12 protein-coding genes and 2 pseudogenes are annotated in these 17,945 nt (G+C 62.3%); 7 read left to right on the top strand and 7 right to left on the bottom strand.

Annotation, left to right across the window (positions count from 1 at the left end; genetic code table 11):
- The first annotated feature begins 313 nt into the window (after positions 1-313).
- The 4 genes from FHS02_RS03485 to FHS02_RS03470 are packed head-to-tail and all read left to right on the top strand — an operon-like array spanning position 314 to position 6,923.
- Positions 314-1,795, top strand: coding sequence for an efflux transporter outer membrane subunit (locus tag FHS02_RS03485; RefSeq protein WP_137312816.1), 1,482 nt, complete (start codon positions 314-316; stop codon positions 1,793-1,795).
- Positions 1,792-3,003 (top strand): efflux RND transporter periplasmic adaptor subunit, encoded by a 1,212-nt coding sequence (locus FHS02_RS03480; protein WP_137312815.1) that lies wholly within the window; start codon positions 1,792-1,794, stop codon positions 3,001-3,003. The genes FHS02_RS03485 and FHS02_RS03480 overlap by 4 nt, the downstream gene beginning before the upstream one ends.
- Positions 3,004-3,007: 4 nt before the next feature.
- On the top strand, positions 3,008-6,082 hold the full coding sequence (locus tag FHS02_RS03475; protein WP_137312814.1) for an efflux RND transporter permease subunit: 3,075 nt from the start codon (positions 3,008-3,010) through the stop codon (positions 6,080-6,082).
- A gap of 34 nt (positions 6,083-6,116) precedes the next feature.
- Positions 6,117-6,923 (top strand): MipA/OmpV family protein, encoded by an 807-nt coding sequence (locus FHS02_RS03470; protein WP_137312813.1) that lies wholly within the window; start codon positions 6,117-6,119, stop codon positions 6,921-6,923.
- On the opposite strand, the gene FHS02_RS03465 is transcribed toward FHS02_RS03470, so the two are convergent.
- The 3 genes and pseudogenes from FHS02_RS03465 to FHS02_RS03455 all read right to left on the bottom strand — a co-directional run.
- On the bottom strand, positions 6,911-8,287 hold the full coding sequence (locus FHS02_RS03465) for an ATP-binding protein (protein WP_137312812.1): 1,377 nt from the start codon (positions 8,285-8,287) through the stop codon (positions 6,911-6,913). The genes FHS02_RS03470 and FHS02_RS03465 overlap by 13 nt on opposite strands.
- The gene (locus FHS02_RS03460) at positions 8,284-8,973 is read right to left on the bottom strand and encodes a response regulator (RefSeq protein WP_137312811.1); all 690 of its coding nucleotides are present in this window, start codon (positions 8,971-8,973) and stop codon (positions 8,284-8,286) included. The genes FHS02_RS03465 and FHS02_RS03460 overlap by 4 nt, the downstream gene beginning before the upstream one ends.
- 192 nt (positions 8,974-9,165) lie before the next feature.
- Positions 9,166-9,824, bottom strand: a pseudogene (locus tag FHS02_RS03455) (IS66 family transposase); the annotation flags it as partial.
- Positions 9,825-9,843: 19 nt separating this feature from the next.
- Between FHS02_RS03455 and tnpC the strand changes: the two are divergent.
- Together tnpC and FHS02_RS31365 are read left to right on the top strand one after the other, a co-directional pair.
- Positions 9,844-10,425 (top strand): annotated as a pseudogene (gene tnpC, locus FHS02_RS03450) (IS66 family transposase); the annotation flags it as partial.
- A 94-nt stretch (positions 10,426-10,519) separates the two neighbouring features.
- A complete protein-coding gene (locus tag FHS02_RS31365) occupies positions 10,520-11,083 on the top strand; it encodes an Xre family toxin-antitoxin system antitoxin (RefSeq protein ID WP_229422533.1) in 564 nt (187 codons plus the stop codon).
- A gap of 639 nt (positions 11,084-11,722) precedes the next feature.
- Here FHS02_RS31365 and FHS02_RS03440 read toward each other — a convergent pair.
- From FHS02_RS03440 to FHS02_RS31195, 4 genes are all read right to left on the bottom strand, one after another.
- Complete coding sequence (locus tag FHS02_RS03440; protein WP_137312810.1) at positions 11,723-12,739, bottom strand: IS30 family transposase; 1,017 nt, start codon at positions 12,737-12,739, stop codon at positions 11,723-11,725.
- 132 nt (positions 12,740-12,871) lie between these two features.
- Entirely contained in the window at positions 12,872-13,186 is a 315-nt protein-coding gene (locus FHS02_RS03435) for a hypothetical protein (protein ID WP_137312809.1), read from the bottom strand.
- 972 nt (positions 13,187-14,158) lie between these two features.
- Positions 14,159-15,100 carry a site-specific integrase gene (locus FHS02_RS03430; RefSeq protein ID WP_137312808.1) on the bottom strand — a complete coding sequence of 314 codons (942 nt, stop codon included), beginning with the start codon at positions 15,098-15,100 and terminating at the stop codon, positions 14,159-14,161.
- Entirely contained in the window at positions 15,093-16,676 is a 1,584-nt protein-coding gene (locus FHS02_RS31195; RefSeq protein ID WP_217496904.1) for an SEC-C metal-binding domain-containing protein, read from the bottom strand. The genes FHS02_RS03430 and FHS02_RS31195 overlap by 8 nt, the downstream gene beginning before the upstream one ends.
- Before the next feature lie 175 nt (positions 16,677-16,851).
- Between FHS02_RS31195 and FHS02_RS03420 the strand changes: the two genes are divergently transcribed.
- Positions 16,852-17,898 carry a DNA-binding protein gene (locus FHS02_RS03420; RefSeq protein WP_221403765.1) on the top strand — a complete coding sequence of 349 codons (1,047 nt, stop codon included), beginning with the start codon at positions 16,852-16,854 and terminating at the stop codon, positions 17,896-17,898.
- The last annotated feature ends 47 nt before the right edge of the window (positions 17,899-17,945 follow it).

Below are 17,945 nucleotides of genomic sequence, written 5' to 3'. Positions count from 1 at the left end.
TGATCTTCGCGACCACGATGCAGCAGGCAGGGTCCCCCGTGCCCGCGAAGTTTCTGCCGGCGCTAACGAAACGCAGGTACGAAGGCATCACCGGCTCCGTCGCCTTCGATGCGAAGGCGATTTGTGCGATGCCGCGATGACCCAGTTAACCTGCCGGCAGGGCAAGAACGTGAAGTTGCAGGTGGTGCGCGGGCGGTAACTGCCGACCGGCTCGGCGACCCCAAAAAACTATTAATCGCAGACAGGCATTATCCCTTCCGTTGTGATCCGCGGCCGTCTGGACGGCGCGGTATCCAGAACGCCAAGGGGGAATATGCGAATCCGTTTTACCAATCGTCCACGCACGTGGTGCCGCCCGGCCGCGCTGCTTTGTTCGGCGCTGGCCGGTGGATGCGCCACGCAGCCGATGCACGTGCCGGGGCCGTTCCCGGCCCCCCTCGCCCTGTCGGAGCCGGCGAGCCCCAGCCCATCCGGGATGGCCGGCGAGGCCCCGATCGCAAGCGGGGACTGGTGGACCGCGCTGAACGACGCGGCGATCGACGTGCTGGTGCCTGCCGCGCTGGCGGACAATCCGACACTATCACAAGCCATCGCCAGGGTCGACGAAGCCGGCGCGGTGTTGAGCAGCCGTGCGGCACAGCGCATGCCATTGCTGCAAATGGATCTCGGTGCCGCGCGCCTGCGCGAACTCGATCATGAGACGACGCCCGCCACGAGCGCTGCGACGCTGGGCCTCGCCCTGCGCTGGGAAATCGACCTGTTCGGTCGCGTGCGCAACTCGGTGAATGAAGCGAGCCACCGCTTGGACGCACGCCATGCCGACGCCACCGCGGCCCGGCTCGCCCTGACCGCGCGCGTGGCCCACACCGTCATGGCGCTGCGCGGCTGCCGCTTTGCCGAAGCGGTGCTGGCCGACGATATCGCCTCGCGCGAAGTCACGCTTGACTTGAGCGAGCACCACCTCGCAGCCGGCGCTATGGCGGCGGTCGATGTCCACCGCGCACGGGCCGGGCTGGCTGCCGCCCGGACGGCAAAGGCGGTTCGCGGGCAGCAATGTGCTACCTACACGAATGCGCTGGTTGCGCTGACCGGCCGCGATGCCGCATCCGTCGCCGCGCTGATGGCGGGGCCGGTGGAAAGCCGCACCGCCGCCGCGCAGGCCCTGCCACTGTACGCACAATGGATCATGCCGCGCGCACCCAGCTACCAGCTGCGCTTGCCAGCCACAATGCTGGCCCGCCATCCCGCCGTGCTGGCCGCCGAAGCGGAGCTGGCGGCGGCGTCGTCAGAAATCGCTGTTGCCCGCGCCGAGCGGCTGCCGCGTGTGGACCTGGGCGCGGCGCTGTCCGGCCAGTGGCTGCGCGCGCCCAGCGAAAGTGCTACCGGCTGGAGCATCGGCCCGGCGCTGAGCGTTCCCCTGTTCGATGGCGGCCGAGGCGCCGCCAACGTGGCAGGCAGCCAGGCCCGCTATCGCCTCGCCACCGCGGCACTGCGCGGCGCCGTGCGCGATGCCGCGCTCAATGTGGAAAACGCACTTGCCTCTAGCCGTTCTGCCCACGCGCGCCTGGTCACCACGCGCGACGCGGCTGAAGCCGCACAGGCCACGTTCGATGCCACCGAAGCGATGTGGCGCGCCGGCGCCAGCAGTCTGTTCGTCCTGGAAGACAGCCGGCGCCAGCTCGCATCGGCCAACAACGACGCCATCGCCGCCGTGCAGGACAGCAGCCAGGCGTGGGTGGCACTGGTGCTGGCATGCGGCGGTTCCCCGATCATTCCTGAAAGCGCCTCCCAATGAAATCGTACGACAGCATCCACGCCGACGCCTATGCGGACGTCGGTACCGCACCGGCCGCGGCATCGCAGCGCTACCGGATACTCACCACCGCGGCATTCCTGGCCGCGGCCGCGATCCTGTGCCTGGCACTGTTTGTCACCGTCGGCATATCGCCTGCCGGCAGCCCTGTCCGGGCCACACCGGCACCCGCCGCGCCTTCCATCACGGTGGCGCTGGCGCCGGTCGAACGCGTCGTGTGGGCGCACACGGTCGAAGCGTCGGGCGCCATCGAACCGTGGCAGGAAGCGGTCGTTGGCGCCCAGAGCGCAGGCCTGCGGCTGCTGGAAGTACACGCCAACGTTGGCGATTCCGTGAAGCGGGGCCAGTTGCTGGCCCGCTTCGACGATGCGCTGTTGCGTGCTGGCCTGGCGGAACTGCGGGCCAGCCTCGCGCAGGCCGAAGCGGCCGCGCGGCAGGCTGCCGCCAATCGCCAGCGCATGGCGGCACTGCAGAACAGGGGCGGTGTCAGCCAGCAGGAGTTGCTGCAGTACGAGACGCTGGCCGAGACCAGCGCAGCGCAGGTTGCCGTGGCCCGCGCCCAAGTCGAGAGCCGGCGCCTGCTGGTCGCGCAGGCCGAGGTGCGCGCACCCGACGACGGCATCGTCAGTGCCCGCGGGGCGACCGTGGGCGCCGTGGCCGAAAGCGGCCGGGAACTGTTTCGCCTGATCCGCCAGGGCCGCCTCGAATGGCATGGCCAGGTGACCGCCAGCCAGTTGGCCGGCATCGCGCCCGGCCAGCGCATTCACCTGCGGCTGCCGGACGGAACGACCGCCCGCGCGCGCGTCCGGCGCAGTGCCCCGCGCTTCGACGCGCAGACACGCATGGCGACGGTCTATGCCGATATCGATCGGGGCAGCGGCGCGCACGCCGGCATGTATGCCGCCGGTAGCGTGATGCTTGATAACAGGCCGGTGCTGGCGGTGCCCGCCTCGAGCATTGTGGTGCGCGACGGCCGCAGTCATGTGTTCCGGCTCAGGCCGGGCAGCTCCCGGCCCATCGTCGAGGCGCTGACCGTTCGAACCGGACAGCGCAGCGGCAGCTCCGTCGCGGTCGAGGGCGTGGCCGCAGGCGAGCGCGTGGTCATGCAGGGCGCGGGGTTCCTCAAGGATGGCGACGCCGTGCGCCTGCTGAATGCGCCCGTGGCGGCGGCAGCGGAAAAGAGGGGGTAACGGCATGAACCTGTCCACCTGGTCGCTGCGCAATCCGATCCCCGTGCTGCTGATGTTCGTGCTGCTGTCGTTGGCCGGCCTGCACGGTTTCCGGCAACTGCCGATCCAGAACATGCCGGACCTTGCGCTGCCCACCGTGCATATCGTGCTCACGCAGCCGGGGGGCACGCCGGCGCAACTGGAAACCGAAGTCGCGCGCAAGGTCGAGGATGCGCTGGTCGGGGTGTCGGGGCTCAAGCACGTCACGACGGCCATCACCGACAGCCAGGTGCGGATCGAGGCGGAGTTCGTGCTAGAAAAACCCTTGTCCGATGCGCTGATCGAAACGAAAGATGCTGTGGACCGCGTGCGCGCGGACCTGCCGGCGGACCTGGAACAGCCGGCCATCAGTGCCGACACGACCGACAGCGAGCCCACGCTGACCTATGCCGTCGCCTCCGGCCGCATCGATGAAGAAGCACTGTCCTGGCTGATCGACGACGAGCTGACCAGGGCGCTGCTGCAGGTGCCCGGTGTGGGCCGGGTGGCGCGGCTGGGCGGCGTGCAGCGCGAAGTACTTGTGGAACTCGACCCGGTAAAGCTGGCCGCGCACGGCGTGACGGCGGTGGATGTGTCGCGCGCGCTGCGCCGCACTCAGCAGGACGCCTCCGGCGGTCGCGGACAACTGGGGCACGGCGAACAGTCGATGCGCACGGTGGCCACGGTGCGGCAGGCCGGCGAGCTGGCCGCGCTGCCGATGACAATGCCCGACGGCCGCGAACTTCGGCTCGACCAGGTGGCCATGGTCAGCGACAGCGCGGCGGACGCCACCTCCATCGCGCTGCTCGATGGTCGGCGCGTCGCCGGCTTCGAGATCTACCGCGCCCGCGGCTCCGATGAAACCCGCGTCGCAGCCGGTGTGGCTAAGGTGGTGTGCCGTTTCGCGGGCGACGGCCGCGACCTGAAGTTCACACCCGTCTCCGGCACGGTGCGCTACACGCTGCAGCAGTATCGGGGTTCGATGCAGATGCTGTACGAGGGGGCGCTGCTCGCGGTACTCGTGGTGTGGTGGTTCCTGCGCGACTGGCGCGCCACCCTGGTTGCCGCGTCGGCCCTGCCACTGTCGATCCTGCCCGCGTTCGCGGCGATGCACTGGCTGGGCTATTCGCTCAACACGCTGACCCTGCTCGCCATGGCCGTCATCGTCGGCATCCTCGTCGACGATGCCATCGTCGAGATCGAGAATATCGCCCGGCACCGGCGCATGGGCAAGCCGGTAATGCATGCCACGGCGGACGCCGTCAATGAGATCGCACTGGCGGTGATCGCCACCACGCTTACACTCGTCGTCGTATTCATTCCCACCGCGCTGATGGACGGCGTGCCGGGGCTGTTCTTCCAGCAGTTCGGCTGGACGGCCGTGATCGCGATCCTCGCCTCGCTGCTGGTGGCGCGTTTGCTGACACCCGTGCTGGCGGCGCGGCTGCTGAAGTTCGGTCCGGGTGCGCACGACGAACCCGAGGCCGGCGACCGGCCGATGGAGTCGACGGGCCCGATGGCCGATTACCTGGTGGCCGTGCGCTGGTGCCTGCGCCATCGCGCCGCGACGGTTGGCGCCGCCGTGCTGTTCCTGGCGGGGTCGCTCGCACTGGTGCCGCTCATCCCGACGGGACTAGTCCCGGCCGCCGACCGTGGCTACATCACGATCGGCCTTGAACTGCCGCCCGGCAGCTCGCTCGAAGCTACGGCAGCGGCGGCGGAAAGTGTCCGCGGCGCGCTGGCGGGGGTAGGCGGCGTGACCTCACTATTCGCCAGCGTGGGTGCGGCGGGGGACGCCGCTTCGACCGCTCGCGGCGCGAATGCAGCCACGCTGACGCTGACGCTGGCGGAGCGGGACGAACGGCCCGGGCAACAGGAAATCGAAGCATCGATACGGCCCTTACTCGGCCACGTGGCAGGCGCGCACTTCACGGTGGGCGGCGCGATGGGCGAACAGTTGTCGCTCATTCTGGCCAGCGACGACGCGCACGCGCTGCAAGCGACGGCGCAAGCATTCGAGCGCGAATTGCGCGGCGTGGCCGGGCTGGCGAACATCCGCTCGACGGCCAGCCTGGAGCGGCCGGAGATCGTGGTACGCCCGGACGCCGCCCGTGCCGCGGAACGGGGAGTCAGCACCGAAGAGATCGGCGCGACGGTGCGGGTGGCAACAATGGGCGACTTCGAGGCGCAACTGGCCAAGCTGAACCTCGACAATCGCCAGCTGGCGATCCGGGTGCGGATGAATGAGGCCCTGCGCACCGACTTCGACGCACTGGCCAGCCTGCGCGTGAACGGACGCGGCGGCCAGGTGCCGCTGGCCAGTGTGGCCAGCCTGTCGGTGGACAGCGGCCCGGCACAGATCGACCGTTACGACCGCCGCCGCCAAGTGACGGTGAGCGCGGATCTGGGCGCCGTGCCCCTGGGATCGGCCATGAACGCGGCGCTGGCATTGCCGGCCGCGCGCGGCATGCCGTCGGGCGTGGCGGTGGTCGACGATGGCGACGCGGAGATTGCTGCGGAACTGGCGGCCGGCTTTGGCACCGCCATCCTGACCGGCCTACTGTGCATGTACTGCGTGCTGGCTCTGCTGTTCCGCGATTTGCTGCAGCCGGTGACGATCCTGTCGGCCATCCCGCTGTCGCTGGGGGGCGCCTTCGTGGCCCTGCTGCTTGCCCGCAGCGAACTCGATGTGCCGTCGATGATCGGGCTGGTGATGCTGATCGGCGTCGTCACCAAGAATTCGATCCTGCTTGTCGAATATGCGGTCGTCGGCATGCGAGACCGGGCGCTGGACGTAGGCGATGCGCTGCTGGACGCGTGCCACAAGCGGGCCCGCCCGATCGTGATGACAACGATGGCAATGGTGGCCGGCATGCTGCCGATCGCGCTGGGGCTGGGCGCGGATGCCAGCTTCCGCCAGCCGATGGCGATCGCCGTGATAGGCGGTTTAACGACATCGACTTTCCTGAGCCTGTTTGTGGTGCCCGTGGCATTCAGCTACGTGGACGGCCTGCGGCGCCGGCTTGCCGTGAGATTTCCCGGTGCCGGCCTCGCCACCTGACTACTGATTTTTTAACCCTGAAGGAGAACCACGCATGACACACGCAACCACCACTTACCGCACGTTCTTCATCCGCACGCTGCTGGCCGCGGCCTTGTCGCTTGCGGTACACCACGGCGCGCAGGCGCAGGTGCTGGCGCCGGAACTGGCCGCCAAGGAAGCGGCTCCCGCCGATTCGCACTGGGGCCTGGGCATCGGCGCCGGCTTCGGCAAGGCGGCCTACCGCGAGTTCGACGACGATCCCGACGTGCTGCCTTTGCTGATGTACGAGAACCGCTACATCAGCTTCTTTGGCACCACGCTCGATGCCAAGCTGCCGTCCGCCGGGCCGTTCACGTTCCGCCTGCGCGCCAAGTACTCCGGCGACGGTTACGAGGCGAAGGATTCGCCCTACCTGGCAGGCATGGCCGAACGCAAGGGCGGGGTCTGGCTTGGCGGCGCCGTGACCTGGCGCGGCGGTATCCTGAACGCTTCCGCCGAAGCGCTCGCGTCCACTGGCGACGCGGAGGGCAAGCGCTTCAAGCTGGAACTGAACCGCACCTTCAAGTCCGGCGCATTGTCCGTCACGCCGCGCATCGCGGCGAACTGGCATGACAAGAAATACGTCGACTACTACTATGGCGTGCGCGCCGAGGAAGTCCGCGCGAGCCGCGCCCGCTACGTGGGCAAGTCGGCTACCAACGGCGAAATCGGCATACGCCTGGGCTACGCCGTCACCCCGCGCCATAACTTGTTCGTCGACTTCAGCGCCACCTCGCTGGGTGGCGCCATCAAGGACAGCCCGCTGGTGGAAAAGTCCAGCGAGAGCAGTGTCAAGCTTGGCTATCTCTATAACTTTTGAACGGACTTGCTGGCATGTGGGGGAAACAGCACGCGGACCGAGAAGCCGCGCCCCGCCAGCCCGGCGCCCGTGACGATGCGGGCCCGATGCAGCTGCGCGATACCGGCCACGAGTGACAGGCCGATGCCGCTGCCGCGGCCGTTGTTGCCGCTCGATGCACGGTGAAAGCGCTGGAAGATCAGCTCCCGCTCGTGAAGCGGGACACCCGGGCCGTCGTCCGCCACATCCAGATAGGCCCGGGCGCGGGCATCGGGCCGGCCGCACGCGATGCGGACCTGTCCTCCCCGGGGCGCGAAGCGCAGGGCATTGTCGACCAGGTTGCGCAACAGGATGGCCAGTTCGTCGATGTTGCCATCGATGTGGCAGGGCGCTGTTTCCACCAGCAGTGCGGGCCTGTTCTGCTCGGCATCGAACTCAAATTCGTGGGCGACATGGCCGATCAGTTCGGCCATGTCCACCACGGTGGCGCGCCCGCTGCTGCCGCTGGCGTCGAGCCGGGCCAGGTCGAGCAACTGCTCCGCCAGGCGCGTACTGCGTTTCGCGACGGCCAGCAGCTTGACCAGCGCGGCATGCTTGTCTGCCGCCGAACCGGCCGCCAGCGCCACTTCGGCCTGCGCCTGCAGCGCCGCCAGGGGCGTGCGCAATTCATGCGCGGCGTCGCTGATGAAACGGCGTTCTGAGTCCACGGCGGTGGCGAGCCGCCGCAGCATGTGATTGAACGAGTCGACTAGGGGCCGCAATTCCTCCGGCAGTTCTTCGAAGGGTAACGGCGCCAGGTCGAAATCCTTGCGCTGCAGGACGGCGGCGCCGATGCCGGCGATCGGGCGCAGGGCCCGGTTCAGCGCATATTCCAGCAGCATGCCGACCATGGCCAGCACCACCGTGAGCAGGGACAGCGCGATGAGTGCTTCCCGCTGCATGTCCCAGTCCACGGCGCCCTGCAGTTTGGCGACCTGCACCGACACTTGCCCGGTACGGTCCGATACGGCATAGACGCGCCATTTCTCGCCCCCGATGACCGTGCTGAAAAAACCGTTTTCGCCGCGGGGCCGGAATGGCCGGGACGGCACCCCGGGAGTCTTGATGAACAGCGTACCCTGGCCATTCCATACCTGGAAGCTGAAGTCTTCGGCGGTCCGGCCCTTGTCGAGCGGCAGTTGCAAGCCCGGGCCGAATGGGCCTTCGTTGATCTCATCTGCGGGAATCGCCATCAGCAGCTTGTGGGCGAAGGCTTCCATCTTCGCATCCCAGACACTATGTTCCGCGCGCGTGGTATAGGTAACCAGCGTGCCGCCCCCGACAATCCAGCAGCCGAGGAACGCCAGCGCCAGTACCGTGCGAACCCGCTTGCGTAGCGACGTCATCGCGCGGTGGGTCCGATGCCGTTGCGAATGCCGTCGCCGATGGTGTAACCCTGGCCGTGCACGGTCACGATCACGTCGTCGCCCAGCTTGCGCCGCAACTGGTGGATGAAGACGGCAATGGTGTTGCTCTCGATGGCGCCGGCGCCGTCATACACGGCATTTTCAAGATGGGCGCGGGTAAACACATAGCCTGGCCGCTCCATCAGCGCCAGCAGCGTGCGGTACTCGTAGGCGCTCAGTGTCACGCGCGCGCCGGCGCGGGTCACCGTGCCGCGGGCCACATCAAGTTCCACGTCGCGGCAAGCGAGCAGGGGCACCATGCGCCCCTGGCTGCGGCGGATTACGGCGCGCACCCGCGCCCACAGCTCGCCCAGTTCGAAAGGCTTGACCAAGTAATCGTCGGCCCCCGCATCGAGTCCTGCGATGCGTTCGCTCATCTGGTCGCGGGCGGTCAGGATCAGCACCGGCGTGATGTCATAGCGGGCACGCATCGCACGGAGCAGGCTCAGGCCCGACTCGCCGGGCAAGCCGAGATCGAGCAGCACCACCGAATACAGTCGGTCGAGTTGCATGAGGCGCGCGGTGGCCGCATCGCCGACATGGTCGATCTTCCAGTCGTTGTGGCGGGCGCCATGGCACACCGCGTCGGCCAGCATGGTGTCGTCTTCCACTAACAGGATCTGCACGGGTGACTCTCGAATGGCAGGAGGGGAGCCAATTGTAAAGCATCGCGATGAATCAATTATTAAGGCAATGGGTAGGACGCCGCCATCCCGAAACGGCATCGATGTGCCAAAGTGGAAGTGTCAACAAGGCACGACATCAAGGGAGGCGTCATCATTAGAGTACGACAATTGGCATCCACCGTAAGCGTCGTCTCAGCGCCGTCTTGAGATGATTAGCAGGAAGCGAGATGATGCTTGCCACACCGCTGGGAAGCGGGGTTCAGCTGGCGAGCTTGGCGGCACAGTTCCAGGGCAGAAGTCGTCGACGCAGTTCACAGGATGATCGGCGATATGCGTCAGCACATAGCGCAACCAAGCTTCGGGGGCGATACCTTTCAGCCTGGCCGTTCCGATCTGCCCATAGATGGCGGCAGCGCGTTCGCCACCGCTGTCGGCGCCGGCACACAGGTAGTTGCGTCGGCGCAGGGCGATGCCTCTCAGAGAGCGTTCGGCGGCCGAGTTATCGATTTCGATGCGGCCATCTTCGGCATAGCGTGTCAGCGCTGGGCACAGCTTGAGGGCGTACAGGATCGCCGCTGCCGTATCGGATTGGCGTGCAGCCAGCGCTCAAAATCATCGAGCAGCGGTTTTGCTTGCAGCTGCCGTGCAGCACGACGTTCGTCTGGCGGCTTGCCGCGGATGGATTCTTCGATGGCATACAGCTCGCCGATCCAGTGGAATGCCTCGGTTGTCAGCGAAGTCGGACGTGCCGAATGCAGGTCATAAAATTTGCGCCGTGCGTGTGCCCAGCAGGCTGCTTCGATGACGCGGCCGGTTTCATAGACGGCGTTATAGCCGACAAAATGTTGTGCACAACATTTTGTCGGTTATAAGGCCCTGTTTGCGCAGGGGCCTGTCGAACTGACTTGCCTGGCCCACATCCGCCGCAAGTTTTTCGACGTGCACGCCGCCAATGCCAGCCCCGTGGCCGAGGAGGCACTGCGCCGTATCGCCCAGCTGTACGCCATCGAACAACTGGCGCACGACATGACACCCGAACAGCGCCTCGCCTTGCGCCAGCAGCAGGCCGTGCCAGCGATGGCCGATCTGCATACCTGGCTGCTTGCGACCCAGCGCACCGCCGCCGGCAGCGGCATGGCCAAGTCGATCGACCATGCGCTGAAGCGCTGGCCCGCACTGCAACGCTACGTCACCGCGGGCCACCTCCCGATCGACAACAATCCGGTCGAGAACGCGATCCGCCCGATCGCCATCGGCAAAAAGAACTGGCTCTTTACCGGCTCGGACCGTGCCGGCCGCCGCGCCGCGGCCATCCAGAGCCTTTTTGCTACCGCCAAGCTCAACGGACTGGATTCAGCACGCTGGCTTGCCGAAACGCTCGAAAAACTCCCCACCTGCCCGAACAGCACGATCGACTCCCTGCTACCGTTTGCTGAATTTACCCACAACTGAATCTGTTTGGAATGTGGGGCGGTTGGCCGCTTACAGTGTACCGGTTGCGAGTAGCTCTCATGTCCACTAGCATGAAGTCCCAACGGAGCCATCTATGACAACGCGCCGCCAATCTGCCAAGCAGGCTAGCAAGCACTCAGCACCGCCAGCGGAAGCTAAACCTACGACGATGCTCGCAGCAAAAAAAACCGCAAGTAAGGCAATTATGCTCAGTCTCACACGGACCTCCAAAAGTGGACAGTTCCTTGGTTGGTACAGGATGGACTTTGCCGACAGAATCCACGTCATTCGGTCAGGCGTGCCCGCGCTTCGCGTGGGGGAACTGTCATGTGTCATGGACATGCCAAAGGAGGCGTTAATGGCCTGGCTGGGCCTGTCGCCCGCCACCATTAACCGTAAGGTGCGACGTGAGCAGACCCTCTCGCCCCAAGAATCCGAACGCGTGATGGGCATGCATGCGCTAATCGGCCAGGTGCAGGCGCTCTTCGATACAGAGAGAACAGCCGAATTTGATGCCGCGAGGTGGCTGGCGACTTGGCTCACCGCTCCACTGCCTGCGCTGGGCGGTGCCACGCCCGCGAGCTTCATAGATACGGTAGGGGGCCAGAACTACGTCAGCAATCTGCTGGAGATGGTCCAGAGTGGAACATATACATGACGGTGGCGCTATGGCGGATCGGTGCTACCACCATGTCGCTGATAATATGTCCGGTACTACCGCGAAGAACAGGGGCGGGCGTTGGAACCCGATTGGCGCCGCCGTCACGTACAGCTCCCAGAATATGCGCTGGCCGTGCACGAAATGGTTGTGCACCTCAGTAGCGGCGGTTTGCTTTTGAATCGCTACTTGATGCGCATTGATTTGTCATATGACGTATAGGCAACGCGTCAGGTGTTTACACCGCCGATGGGCTGGGACACGCTGCCCGTGGCGATGATAGCGTGCGAGCAGGTTAGAGCTGGCTGCTGAGACAGGTGTCCGCTCTGCTGGTCGTGCCCTCGGTCAGCGTGCCGCAGGAATCAAACGTGCTGATAAACCGCTTCACCTGGATGCCATGAACATCATCGCCGGGATCTTGTGCAGGTCGCATTATGACACACGCTACTTCTGGGCACCTCGAGAGGCCTTATCCATGGCGGTGGCGCTTCGGCAGCTCTGGGATCGAACCAACGTGCGAGTCCCTGCGATGATGTATCCCAGCGACAGCCTATTTGCCAAGCATGAACGCGAGGTCCGACACACTAGGCTGGGCGATCCATTGGTGGGGCGGTTTCAAGAACCAATTGCAACACTGGGTTAATGAACAGCGATCGCTGGATTGTTTAGTTGCTCCATGTGAGCAGTATAAACTTCTAGAGGCGATGCAAAGCCAAAGCGAGCACGTGGCCGCTGGTTGAGTTCCAGCGCGATGGCGTCGAGTTGTTCCTGGGAGTAGATCGACAGATCCGATCCTTTGGGAAGGTACTGGCGCAATAAACCGTTGGTGTTCTCGTTGGAGCCGCGCTGCCACGGGCTGTGTGGGTCGGCAAAATAGATCTGCACGCCAGTACGCTCAGTAAGGATTTTATGGCCGTGCATTTCACGGCCCTGGTCGTAAGTCATCGTCTTGCGCATGGCCGCAGGCTGTCGGTTGAGTACGGCGGCGAAGCTGTCGACCACGGCTTTGGTGGTGGCATTGTCCATCTTGGCCAGCACCACAAAACCAGTAGTGCGCTCGACCAGCGTACCGACCGAAGAACGATTGCCGGCGCCCTTGATCAAGTCGCCCTCCCAATGACCGGGAATGAGCCGGTCCTCGACCTCGGGCGGCCGGATATGGATGCTTTGCATATCGACGATCTGATTGCGCCGATCGGCGCCTTGGCTACGCGGCTTGCGCACCTGATTGTGATGGCGCAGGCAGGCAACAAGCTCGCGCTTGAGTTCGCCGCGCGGGTGCAGGTAGATGGCGTTATAGATGGTCTCGTGGGAGACAGTTTTGGTAGGGGCGTCGGGCCACATATCTTTGAGCCTACCAGCAATTTGCTGAGGCGACCAGCGTAAGTTGAGAAAATGGCGCACCACGATGAACATCACGCTGTGAACATGCAGCTTGGGCACTTTACGAGGTTTGACGCGTTGCGCCAGGGCTTTCGTCTGAGCCAGATTGGCATCATACATGTCCGTGGCGCCTGCGCGCTTGAGCTCGCGGCTGATCGTGCTGGCAGAACGGCCAAGGCGTTTAGCAATGGAACGGATGCTGCACTGGTCGTCGCGCATGAGCATGACGACTGCACGGTCTTGTGGGGTCAAATGATTATAGTTTCTCGGCATGGCAACACCTTACAGCAAGAGGGTGTTGCACTTGATTCTTGAGAACGCCTGGGCTTGGACAAGCATGTCGACTTTAAAACCCTGGCCGCCAGCTTCGCGACCGTCGCGAGCCAAGCGTAATGGGGGCCGCTTTCAGCAACCATCTACCTGCTTAATATTCGGAGCGACCAAAATTGAGTAATAGTGCAATTCTTTCGGATAAAGTGAAGCAACGCCGCGCTTTGCCGCTTGATCGGCCTCATCAAATGTAACCCAAGTACTTGCGTGACGCACATTGGGGTCGGTATATACCTTACAACGAGACGCTTCGCTATTTTGGGACACCAGAAATCCACTTGCGGTCGCAACCACATAAGGACCCACGATTTTCGATTCATTCAATGCGTGACTATCCTGTTCTTCGGCAGAGGCCGTTGATTTGATGTTAGTAGGCTCAATCGATTCCATTTTATTCCTAAGTGTTCACTGAGTCGGCGATGTGTCAAAGCCTACCATTGGTGCGGGCGCACTTACAACTCCGCGAGCAGGCCAGCAGCAGATTACGATCTCGCCATGCTTGTCAGCATAAAATGTGATACAAAAATTTAATAGCTGAATTACTACTAATCGCAAGAGGGATATTAGTAGTAATTCGCCGATTAACTTGCTAAAATGCAATTTACCAATTTCATAGCGAAAACAGAAATTACTCAGTAACATTTAGGCTGTTGTGCACCTGCCACAGCCTTACCATTTGAAATTGTCATATCTGGCAGTTACGGGGCACGATGTTGAAGAAAGATGAGTTATCCGGCTCGAAAACAATGCTCGATTTCCCGGACCGAAAGCTCACTGGAGGAAGCCATACACTTCACGTACAACGTTGCTGGATGTGCGGTATCCCCATGGGCGGCAAAGTCACCAAACTTGTGCAAAAGCGACTGTGTGCTGATCCAGTCGATGTGTAGAAAGTTATTATAATCAGATAGTTATAGTCGAGATTCAGTGGACTGCTATGCTAAACCGACGATTTTGGAGACTTGACGGTGACCTTTGGTCTGCTGCTACTGCGTCCGCACAATGTTTGTGACCTTTGGTGGTCGGGGAGAGGTGCTGGACGGTGTGCTCAAATACGCCTGGTCGCAGCAGTTCTCGGCTGTATCGCCTAACGAACTGTCGCCCTCCCCGGGATCGTGCTCACTCTGGCTCAATGCATCTATCCCAGCGGTGATGCATTGAGAAGCAGGTATGGCGAGTTTGTACGATCTTTGGAAGACACTACCATGGGCCACCCATCGAACGGGTCAGTGAACTTGGTCTATATTCCCCAGTCGCCGCCTTTGCATGTGGACCAATATATCGCTCGGATCGTTGCGTTCCATAAGAATGCCCTTGCAGACGAGAGCAACTCGAATTTTGGCGGCGAACGAAGCGTGTACCTCATCGATCCTTCAAGGATTTTTCGATACGTTGCTGATTGAACGGATCTGCAAGTTCAATGTAGCGCAGAGCTGACTGCGCACTTTTCCAGCCTACGTGTTCCATCAGCGTTTTCAGATCCCAGCCGTTTGCAGCAGCCCAGCTCGCAAATCCGCGCCGCAACGAATGAGTGCTGTACAGTTCAGCGGCGTCGATTTCACTAGTTGCCAGCACACGCCGGAGCAAGGGGAGAAGGCTGTCCACATTAAGTGGGTCATCACCGAGATTGCCCCATCGATCGACACGCCGGAAAACCGGTCCGTCCTGCAGGTCTGCGGCTTGCACCCAGTCCAGATAGGCGCTCACTGGGCACATTCGCGACAACTGCGGTACGCGAAATGTCTGCCCCTTCAGATAGCGATCGGTTTTTGTGCGCGGGAGGTAGCATTCCATGCCTTCCCCTTGCACCACCCTGATGTGCTCGACACGCAGTCGGCTCAATTCGTCGCTGCGGAAACCACGCCAGAAGCCCAGCAGAAAAAGGGCACGGTCACGCAAGTGGCGCAGCGCGGCAGCCCGATCACCCGCGGCGCGTGTGCATTCGATCAGGTATGTCAGGCGGCTGTCGACCTGAGCCAATTGCTCGATCTGCAGCGGGGCAGCGCGTTTCTGTTCTGCTGGATGGATCGCTTGGACACCACGAAGCACCTTACGCACGATTGGATTCCTGGTGGGATCCCCGAAGCCATGCTCCTGATGCCACGCCGCGAGCGCCGCCAAGCGCTGGCGTAATGTGCTGATCGATAGCGTCGCGCCATACTGCGCAAGGTAATGGGCGACGCTATCGGAGGAGGCGGGAAGTAGGCCACCCCATTCGACTTCGAAATGCCGCAGCGCGGCCTGATAGCTTTGGCGTGTGTTATCCCTAGTGGACGCAGCAAGGTAAAGGTCGAGCTCAGTCATGGGCACCGTGATTCGCGATCACAGAACTGGTCAGCCGCTCTGCGTATGCGCTGGCCAATTCAGGCTGCGAAAGCAAGCGCAATGCAGAGATGTCTGATGCATCGGCGAGTAGCGAAAGCAACTGCTCACGAGGCGTTTGGCAGCAACTATGGAAAAAGAAATCGTAAATATCTAGGACACCACTATTTCCCTTCCGGCGATCGGCAGTTCCAAAGAACGTGTCTGGATGTCTTCGCCAGGCATCCAACTCAGCTGCCGAGAGCGGAAAGTTGCAGACGGTTGCACTACCGTCGTCGAAGGAGACGCCGCCGATGACGACTGACTCATCTTCGCTCACGGTCGTACAGGTAAGCGTGGCCATGCGCTCGACGCCGTCGGCGCACGCGATAGGATACCTTCCGCCAATCAGCAGCCGCTTGGCAGAATCTGCCCGGCGGAAAGCGTACTCAGCAATTTCTCCGTCGAATGTATCCGGAGGCCGGCGATGGGTCTGCAGTGAGCCCATAATGCTCAATACTTCCCGATGTCGGTCACGTGAGTCCAGCGCAGCACGTACAGTCGGGAACGCGGTATCGTGCTTGAAATCGCTAATTTGGAAGCCCTCGGCTACAACAAAGGAGCCGACCTGCTGCGTCGTCGGGTGGTGGTGCGCAGGACTATTCGTGATCAATACGTATGCAGATGGTAGCATTTCCCCCTCGACGCGCCGGCCCTCGGACGCACGTATCGCGGCCACCGCACGGTTCACCTCGTCGAGCATCTCATCCTCGTTTATGGCATCTGGCATATTGAGCTCGATAAATACCATCCGCTCATGCTTGGCTTCTTTCTTCAATGCCCGGTACAGCTGACGCCCTAGCTTAAATTTCCCATTTGACACCCGGCATTTCGCCTCGACCGAGAAACAACGCCCAGTTTCGGTATTGGTCGCCGTGAACTCACAGTGGGTAGACTGGCGGTCATCTTCGTTTTCGAATACGAGCGCGAATCCCGCCCGGATGAGAGCGGCGGCAACGAAAATCTCGTAACGTGCCCCGGCAAACTGGTCAGGGTGACGTAGGCGCGCGACCAGTTTTTCCTGGAGTTCGGCATTGTGGTCCAACGCGTAGAGGTCGTAAGCGAGCATCAAGTACGCCTCGACTGCACCAGTCATTGGCAGGTCTATGATCTGTCCTGGGACAGCATGTGCCGTCTGGACTTCGCACACGTAGTGATACCAGACCAGGATGGGATGCCGTTCAGCAATAGGCTTGGCCAGCTCTGCCGTGCCCCATTTAGGCCCCAACACCATTTTGATGTAGTCGAACAGGAAGTCCGAGAACGTTCTCCATCCTTCTGCATGAAGCAGTCGGTTCCTGACTGCGACAAGGCGACGCCCGCCGAGTGATCCAGAAATGATGGGCTTACCCAACCCTTGTTGACTGCGCCTCTGCTGTTCGCTTGCAAGTTTACGCTGAAGCATTAACTCGGCGGTTGGGTGCAGGACCTGGCCAGCGACCTGGGATGAACCATGGCAGCGCTTATATTTGCGTCCTGAACCACAAGGACATTGATCATTTCGGCCGATCTTAGCCACGGTTGCTAGCTCCTGTAACGCCAACCTCGATTATAGAGGGAAAAACCGGCCTTAGATTGGATAACCTGTTGTTATCCTGTGCTGTGTTGACCACCAAAAACCCAATTTCATGGCCTCAAACTGTACGTATTACGCTAGTATGTACACCACTACGAAATTATATCGGGGGTATGTCATGGCGAGGTCTGGTGTATATGCATGGGATGTCAAACGAGCACGCGATGCATTGATTGCCAAGGGCAGGCATCCATCGATCGATGCGGTCAGAGCAGAGCTCGGCGATACCGGATCTAAGACGACGATTCATAAGTACCTGCGAGAACTTGAGGCAGAAGAGAGTACGGCAGGGGTACCGGTTAGTGATGCGATTCAGGCGCTTGTTGCCCAGCTTGCCGAACAACTAAAAGCCGAGGCAGAAAGCACTGTCAAAGCAGTACGTACGGAATTTTCCTCAGAACGGACGCAGTATCAACAGCAGGCTGCTGCATTGACTGCCTCCCTGGCCGACAGCCGGCGCGAGCTTGTGGCGATGTCTCAGCAGCTGGAATCGGCACAATGCCAGCTTGCAGACGTGCAGCAGCGGCTGCAACAGGAGCAGCTTGCGAGGCATACGGCGGAACTGCGAACTCAGGATCTTATAGAACGGTTGGCAGTAGCTGAACGGCACCAGGCGTCGCTGGAAGAGAAACATCGGCATGCGCGAGAGGCGCTCGATCACTTCCGCACAGCCGCAAGAGAACAGCGCGAACAGGAAACCCGGCGACACGAACATCAAGTGCATTCCGTTCAGGCAGAGCTTCGACAAGCCCAACAGGCAGCGGCAGTGAAGCAGGAGCAGCTGACCCAGATGAATAAGGAGGCCGCTGCGCTTGCCGCCGAACTGGCGGCAAATAAACAAGCCATCTACTTGGAAAAGGAAGTCAGCCGGCGTCTCGAGCGTAAGCTCGAGCAACTCCAGGCGATGGAAGCTCATGCTGCCACACTTGAAAGCCAAGCGGCCGACGCTCGCGCTCGTACACGAGAAGCCGAAACCTTATTGACCGCCGCACAAGAGACATGTAGCCAGCTGCGGCAGCAGAACGCGGGGCTCGAGGCGCAACTGACCAGCCTCGGCCAATCGAGAATGCTCGAACAACGCATCAACGAACTGCAGACCGCCGTGTTTGGCACGAACAAGCCAAATACATTCCCGGAAAGCCAAGGAAGGGACACAACAACCTGACGGTCCCACATCGGCTATGTTGCGATCAGTGCGCGCAAACGAGAAAT

Source organism: Pseudoduganella umbonata (assembly GCF_014192225.1).
Taxonomy (GTDB): Bacteria; Pseudomonadota; Gammaproteobacteria; order Burkholderiales; family Burkholderiaceae_D; genus Rugamonas; species Rugamonas umbonata.
Note: the sequence above shows the minus strand (reverse complement) of the source record. Positions and strands in the feature narration are given on the sequence as shown.